The organism is Myxococcales bacterium, from assembly GCA_022563535.1.
In the GTDB taxonomy this organism is placed as follows: Bacteria; Myxococcota_A; UBA9160; order UBA9160; family UBA4427; genus DUBZ01.
This window is the reverse complement of record JADFNE010000139.1, coordinates 1-4790: the sequence shown is the minus strand read 5'-3', so window position 1 is coordinate 4790 and position 4790 is coordinate 1. Positions and strand designations below refer to the sequence as shown.

Below are 4790 nucleotides of genomic sequence, written 5' to 3'. Positions count from 1 at the left end.
CGGCCTTCTCCATCGACACGTCGGAGCGTTTATTGTCCTCTTCGCGCGTGCCCCCCCCACCCGACGCGCTGATCGGGGACGCCGCGCCGATGCTGGTGCCCGGTGCCATGGCTGCGATGTGGCCAGCCAGTGTGATGAAGGTTCCCGCGGAAGCCGCCCAGGCTCCCTTGGGCGAAACGAACACGACCACCGGAACTTTGGCATTGAGCATCGCCTGAATGATGTCTTTCGTAGAGCTGAGCAGACCGCCCGGCGTATCGAGCTCGAGGAGCAGCATTTCAGCACCGTCGGATTCGCTCTGCTGGATCGCGCCCTGGAGATAGTCGGAAGACGCCGGATTGATCGAACCGTCGATCGTAATGACGTTGATGTGGCGGGCCGTGGCGCTACCGGCGAACAGCGCGAGCAGCCCAAGCCAGATCAACCCGGTCCGCAGTGAGGGAATCAACCTGCGCGGCATCATTCGTGCACCCCTATAGACTTCGCGATCCGGTCGAACAGCTGCGCGGCTACTTCTCTCTTGGGTAGGGACGGAAGTTCTTCGATCTGGCCGTCGGCCCGGACGAAAACCACGGCATTGTTGTCGACGTCGAAGCCCGAGGTCTGGCTGCTGATATCGTTCGCGACCAGGAGATCGCAGCCCTTGCGGGCGATCTTTCGGCGCGCGGAGGCCACCAGATCGTGGCTCTCCGCGGCAAATCCGATCACGATGCGATCGCCCTTCCTCTGGCACAGCTCCGCGAGGATATCCGGGTTGCGGGTCAACTCGAGCGTCAAACCCGAATCATCGGCGAGATCTTCTTTCTTGATCTTCAACTCGCGGGGCTGGGCTGCGCGAAAGTCAGCAACCGCCGCGGCCATGACGGTGATGGTCGATCTGTCAAATTCGGCAAAAATCGCATCGCGCATCTCGAGAGCGGTCAAGACATCGATCCGACGAACCCCGGGTGGGGTGGCTAGCGGAGTCGGGCCCGCCACCAGGACGACTTCGGCACCGCGGCAGGCCGCCTCGGCGGCGACCGCAAAACCCATCTTGCCCGATGACCGATTGCCCAGGTACCGAACGCTGTCGATCGGTTCGCGCGTACCACCAGCGCTGACCAGAACCACCTCACCTTCGAGATCGCGGGATCCGAGCAACAACTCGGCCTCCGCAGCGATCGCCTCAGGTTGCGACATTCGGCCGGCGCCCTCCCAACCACATGCGAGTTCGCCGACTTCGGGGCCGATCGTGTGAATACCGCGCTGCCGGAGAATCTCCATGTTGCTGCGCGTAGCCGGATGCTCCCACATGTTCACATTCATCGCGGGTGCTACGAGAACCGGCGCTCGCGTTGCGAGCAGCACCGCGGACACGAGGTCATCCGCGAGTCCGCCCGTCAGCTTCGCGAGGGTGTTGGCGGTGGCCGGCGCGAGAATCACGAGTTCTGCCCAGTCCGCCAGCGAAATGTGGTCAATCTCTCCCTCCTGGGAGGCGTCGAAAAGGTCCGTCCGCACCGTTTCGCCGGTGAGCGTCTGGAGAACCAGGGGGGCGACGAACTCTTGGGCTTTCGGTGTCATCGCACAGCGGACGCAAGCGCCCGCCCGGCGCAGGATCCGGATCAGCTCCGGAACCTTGTACGCCGCGATACCACCAGTGACTGCGACCAGGATACGCCGCTGTTCCATGGGCAAGGCCTTGGGAATTTCCTTTATTGGTTGCGAGGTTAACGGAACCCTGCCCAAGGAACAACGAACCCGTGGAGAGGGCGGATCCGGGTCGGATCAGCGATTCAACCCAGCTTCGCCCGCCCCAGCTTCTCGTGAAGCGCCTTGGCGACGACCGCCGGGACGAACGCGTCCACGGATCGGCCGAGTCGGACGAGTTCTTTGAGCCGAGAGGAACTGACGTAGAGGTATTGCTGGCTGGACATCATGAATATCGTCTCGACTTCGGGGTAGAGATGCTTGTTCATCAACGCCATCTCGAATTCGTACTCGAAATCCGACATCGCCCGGAGGCCGCGGATGATGACCTTGGCTCCGATTTCCATCGCGAAGTCGACCGTCAGGTTATGAAAGTCGGTCACATCGACTCGCGGCTCATCGCCGAACAAGGATTGGAGCATCGCGAGTCGCTCGTCTTTGCTAAACGTGCCTTGCTTCTCGGTGTTGAAGGCCACGGCAACCACGAGTCGATCGAAGACTGCAAGCGCCCGCTCCACCACGTCCAGATGGCCGTTGGTGATCGGATCGAAGCTGGCGGGAAACAGCGCAACAGTCTCTTGGCGCTCTCGATTGGCCATACGGTCGTCCCGCCCTCTTTGTCCTATTCGGTCTGCCCGGCGACGAACCGGGCTACGACCGTGTCGCCGTAGCGCCGCTCATCGACTGCAGCCAATCCTTCCACCTGCGGCGAAGGATGACGTTTGTCGCGCTCGAGCACTAGCATAGCGCCGGGAGACAGAACCGCGGCGCCGACCAGGGCCTCGAAGGCCCGCGTCGGCTCTTCGGATGCGTAGGGCGGGTCGACCAGTACGAGGTCGAAGCGCTCCTTCGCGCGCCCGAGGCGGCGCACGACTGCCGGCACATCTCCGGGAGCGACCGACGCGATCGGGTCAATTCCAAGTGCTTCCAGGTTCGCCCGCAACACCACCAAGGTCCGAGCTTCCCTCTCCACAAAGGTCACCTCCACCGCGCCGCGAGAGATCGCCTCGATCCCAAGCGCACCACTCCCCGCGTAGAGGTCGAGCACGCGCGCACCTTCCAGGCTGCCGAGGCGGCCAAAGAGGGCTTCACGTACCCGATCGGATGTCGGTCGAACCTCACCCCCGGGAGCCCGAAAGCGTCGGCCCGACAAACTCCCCCCGATCACCCGGAGACGATGATCCGCGCCGCGCACGCCAGCGTCTCGATGTGCAAATGAATTGGCCAACACACTAGATTGACTCGAGGGTTGGGGAAAACACCGATCACGAACCTACACTCCATAGTGAATCTAGGTAAAACCACTAGCTTTGGTTCCCTTTTCCACGTAATCGCGACGATCCGAGGGCGGAGTCAAGAATCATTCGACATCACAGGTTCGTCAACGAGCCGTGTCGCTCGAGTTTCAGTCAAAAACGAAGGTCTTGCCCTTGCGATTGCCCATACCTGAACCTACACTTCGCCGCCTCGCGGGTGACGCGAATTTGTGATGTCGCTCAGCGGACTTCAAAACCAACGCGCTTATCTCGAGTTCAGTCGGAAGCAAGGTACAAGAAAAAGGAACACGCAACAAAAACGCCGGCTGCGACTAGACGATGAGAGTTACGGCTGTCACCCGACGGATGGGGGGCCGCAGCCGTAGAGCGCAAACCAGGAGAATCAAGGATATGGCAACAGCTGCAGTTGGACGCCTCAAGCGGAAGCTTCCCGAAAGACTTGCGACCGTTCGCGGAGATCGTTCACAGCGACAATTCGCGCGTGATCTCGGCGTGTTTCAGCAAAACGTCAACCGATACGAGAGTGGGACGACACCCCACACGGACTTCCTGATCACGCTAGCTCTCAAGGAGAACATCTCGGTCGACTGGCTGCTCTTGGGCAAAGGTAAAATGCGAAAGCGCTAGCCGATCTGAGTCAAATCGCGACAAATAGGGCCCGGCCATTTGGCTGGGCCCTTTTGTCAAACCAACCCACGCCATTACGTCTCCTGCGCATCGCAGGCCGCAACAATCGGATCACAGGCTCTCGCTGTAGCCAAATGGGAAAAAAAATTCCCACACCCGGCAGTGCCCGGGGGCTTCCCCAACACGAGTTTGATGCGCAAACGACACGCTATACGACCGATTTTCCTGGGGTCGGTTGAACCGATTCTTTCCGGGGCACGCTTCTTGCTCAATTGACCTTCGATCCGCAATTTGAGCGGAAAAGAGCGTTTTGGGCAGAACTGAGCAGGGAGTTCAGGTGTACATACTCGCAATTGCCACATTGGCCCTTTCGGCCGCAGACCACTGGACCACCTACCTGTGTCTACGCCAACCCGTATCGGGCTGGCAGGTCACGGAGGCCAACCCGATCTCGGATTGGCTCTTCCAATCCATCGGGCTCGTCCCGGGCCTCCTCGTCGACAGCGTCGTGACAGTTTTCGCGGTGGCCTTCCTGCTGACGACGCGCCGCCTGCCCAAACTCGCAAAGAAGGCCTTCTTCGGCCTCGTGGTCGCCACTACCGGCTACGCGGTCCTCAACAACTACAAGGCGATCGACGCGCTCGGCATCTCGCCCCTAGGCATCGGCTAACTGCCATGATCCGCAGATTGCTCGCATCGCTGTCGTGCCTCGCCATTGGAACACTTTCTTGCGGCCACTTTTCGGCGCCGCTGTTGCACGATCCGCCTCCGGTGTCCCTTGCATCGCCAGCATCTGGCGCCGCAGAAAGCCCGACCGACCCGACGATCGAGCGCGCCATCCGTTATCTGAATGAGCGCCGTTCGGGACTCAGCGAAGCGGAAATAGAGCAAGTCGCGGCCACGATCGTGCGCGATGCTGACATGCGTGGAATCGACCCGAATCTCGTGATCGCGGTGATCCACATCGAAAGCCGCGGCAACACTTATGCGCTGTCGACGGTCGGCGCCATGGGGATGATGCAGATCATGCCCTCAACCGGTGAAGAACTCGCCGCACGGCTCGATATTCCGTGGCGCGGATCGCAGACTCCCTTCGATCCGGTGTTGAACGTTCGGATGGGCATCGCCTATCTCAAGCAACTCGAAAGCCGCTACGGGAGCATGAAGACGCGGCTCGCAGCCTACAACTGGGGGCCGGGC

Annotated in this window: 7 protein-coding genes; 3 read left to right on the top strand and 4 right to left on the bottom strand. The window is 61.0% G+C overall.

The genetic code is table 11. From position 1 onward, the window contains the following. The 4 genes from IH881_20240 to rsmD form a co-directional block, all read right to left on the bottom strand. A partial coding sequence (locus tag IH881_20240; GenBank protein MCH7870028.1) for an ATP-dependent Clp protease proteolytic subunit occupies positions 1-463 on the bottom strand: 463 nt, incomplete at its 3' end. Then, positions 460-1668: a bifunctional phosphopantothenoylcysteine decarboxylase/phosphopantothenate--cysteine ligase CoaBC gene (gene coaBC, locus IH881_20235; protein ID MCH7870027.1), complete on the bottom strand. Its 1209-nt coding sequence runs from the start codon at positions 1666-1668 to the stop codon at positions 460-462. The genes coaBC and IH881_20240, both read right to left, overlap by 4 nt. 104 nt (positions 1669-1772) lie before the next feature. Continuing rightward, the gene (coaD, locus tag IH881_20230; GenBank protein MCH7870026.1) at positions 1773-2285 is read right to left on the bottom strand and encodes a pantetheine-phosphate adenylyltransferase; all 513 of its coding nucleotides are present in this window, start codon (positions 2283-2285) and stop codon (positions 1773-1775) included. Between the two features lie 23 nt (positions 2286-2308). After that, positions 2309-2881 (bottom strand): 16S rRNA (guanine(966)-N(2))-methyltransferase RsmD, encoded by a 573-nt coding sequence (rsmD, locus tag IH881_20225; GenBank protein MCH7870025.1) that lies wholly within the window; start codon positions 2879-2881, stop codon positions 2309-2311. 472 nt (positions 2882-3353) lie between these two features. Between rsmD and IH881_20220 the strand changes: the two genes are divergently transcribed. The 3 genes from IH881_20220 to IH881_20210 form a co-directional block, all read left to right on the top strand. Beyond that, positions 3354-3590, top strand: a complete 237-nt coding sequence (locus IH881_20220; GenBank protein MCH7870024.1) for a helix-turn-helix domain-containing protein — start codon at positions 3354-3356, stop codon at positions 3588-3590. 310 nt (positions 3591-3900) lie between these two features. Continuing rightward, complete coding sequence (locus IH881_20215; protein ID MCH7870023.1) at positions 3901-4260, top strand: hypothetical protein; 360 nt, start codon at positions 3901-3903, stop codon at positions 4258-4260. 5 nt (positions 4261-4265) lie between these two features. Then, on the top strand, positions 4266-4790 hold a 525-nt coding region (locus IH881_20210), incomplete at its 3' end, for a transglycosylase SLT domain-containing protein (protein ID MCH7870022.1).